The organism is Desulfoluna spongiiphila, from assembly GCF_900101345.1.
GTDB lineage: Bacteria > Desulfobacterota > Desulfobacteria > Desulfobacterales > Desulfolunaceae > Desulfoluna > Desulfoluna spongiiphila.
In genome coordinates this window covers 1-2,159 of record NZ_FMUX01000049.1, presented here as the reverse complement: position 1 = coordinate 2,159, position 2,159 = coordinate 1, and the positions used below count along the sequence as shown (strand labels likewise).

2 protein-coding genes are annotated in these 2,159 nt (G+C 37.9%); both read left to right on the top strand.

Features of this window, described 5'->3' with window-relative positions:
* A partial coding sequence (locus tag BLQ12_RS26745) for a UDP-N-acetyl glucosamine 2-epimerase (RefSeq protein WP_092216042.1) occupies positions 1 to 800 on the top strand: 800 nt, incomplete at its 5' end.
* Between the two features lies 1 nt (position 801).
* Positions 802 to 2,031 (top strand): glycosyltransferase family 4 protein, encoded by a 1,230-nt coding sequence (locus BLQ12_RS26740; RefSeq protein ID WP_092216040.1) that lies wholly within the window; start codon positions 802 to 804, stop codon positions 2,029 to 2,031.
* Positions 2,032 to 2,159 lie beyond the last annotated feature (128 nt).

Sequence of the window (2,159 nt, the reverse complement as noted above, 5' to 3'; positions counted from 1 at the left end):
AAATACCTGTGTTTCATATGGAAGCGGGAAATCGGTGTTTTGATCAGCGTGTGCCCGAAGAGACAAATAGAAAAATTGTTGATCATATCAGTGATATTAATCTGACCTATAGTGATATTGCGCGTGAATATTTGCTGAGAGAAGGTCTCCCGCCCGATCGTGTTATTAAAACTGGAAGTCCCATGTGTGAAGTTTTAAATGCGTATATGGATAAGATTGATTGTTCTGATGTATTGGCACGATTGAATCTTTCAGAAAACCGATATTTTCTTGTTTCTGCTCATCGAGAAGAAAATATTTCAAACCCGATAATTTTTTCTGAGTTTATATCTATGCTTAACGCTATAGCAGAAAAATATCAAGTTCCGGTTATCGTATCAACTCATCCTAGAACTCAAATAAAGATTAATGATGATAATTCTGAATTTCATAATTTGGTAAATTTAATAAAGCCAATGGGGTTCACCGATTATGTTCGGTTGCAGAAATCAGCAACTGCTGTTTTGTCTGATAGTGGTACGATTTCTGAAGAGTCTTCAATATTAAATTTTCCGGCTTTGAATATCCGTGAGGCTCATGAGAGACCTGAGGCGATGGAAGAGGCCTCGGTTATGATGACAGGTATGAAAACGGAAAGAATTATGCAGGCATTATCTGTCTTGGAAACTCAGAGGCACGGCGTGGCAAGAATTCTTAGGCCTGTGAATGATTATTCAATGCCAAATGTATCAGACAAGATGATCCGGATTATCTTGTCCTACACAGATTATATCAATCGTGAAGTCTGGAAAAAAAAATAGAATGAAAATATTGATTGTCACACAATATTTTTGGCCTGAAAATTTTAGAATTAACGATCTTGCTGTGGGGTTAAAAGAGAAGGGGCATGATGTTACAGTCTTCACAGGCCTTCCCAATTATCCCTCAGGTAGTTTCTTTAAAGGATATGGCTTTTTTAAAAAGAAATATAGAGAAAAGTATAAAGGGGTAGATGTTTATCGTGTTCCTCTTTTTCCAAGAGGGAGTGGAAAAGGCTGGGAGTTAGTCTTAAATTATTTGTCGTATGCTTTTATTGCAAGTATATTGGGGCCGCTCTATTTCAGGAAACGATTTGATGCTATTTTTGTATTTGAGGTATCTCCGATCACTGTTGGTATACCAGCTATTGTTTTAAAGAAAATTTTTAAGGCACCGATTCTATTTTGGGTCCTTGATCTCTGGCCTGAAAGTATTTCGTCTGCTGGTACAATTAAATCAGGTAACATTATTAATCTTGTGCGTATTCTTGTACGATTCATTTATAAACAATGTGACAAGATTCTCGTATCTTCCAAAGGTTTTATTCCCAGTATATTTCAAATAGATTCCAGAGAAGATTTAATATCTTATTTTCCAAATTTCATTGAGAACGTAAATAGCATAGAATCCGATGCACCTGAAGATAAATATGCCCAGCCACTTCCCTCAGGGTTTAGAATTATGTACGCAGGAAATATTGGATATGCTCAATCGTTTCCTACAATTTTAGCAGCTGCTGAAATTCTTAAGAAATATAAGGATATCCACTGGATTATTATCGGCGATGGAAGAATGGGTGAATGGGTAAACAAGCAGGTTTACGAGTTAGGGTTGACTGAAACAGTACATTTAATGGGGGCATACCCTCAGGAGGCGATGCCATATTATTTTGACAAATCAGATGTCATGCTTGTATCACTCAGAAGTGAACCTAATTTCGCATTGACCGTACCCGGTAAAATTCAATCTTATCTTGCCTGTGGAAAACCCGTGATTGCTTCTATCGATGGTGAAGGCGCTGAGTTGATTCTTGAGGCAGGGGCGGGGATTGCATGCCCTGCTGAAGACGTGTACGCATTGGTAGAGTCTATCCTTGCGATGTATCATTGTGATCCCTCTGTTTTGAAAGATATGGGTGAAAGAGGGAAAAGGTTTTGTGAATTGAATTTTGATCGAGATGTCTTGATCGAGAGGCTTGAGCAGCTGCTGATAGAGGTGTCACAGACAAGGTAAGTGATTTTTTCCATCTGAAAAGTGACATTTCTTATCACTGTTGTCCAAAATAGGATTTGACCGGAAGTAAACCGGTGAGAATTTGAAAAGATGCTCCTTATAAGGCATGGTTAAGTTTGCAAACAAAG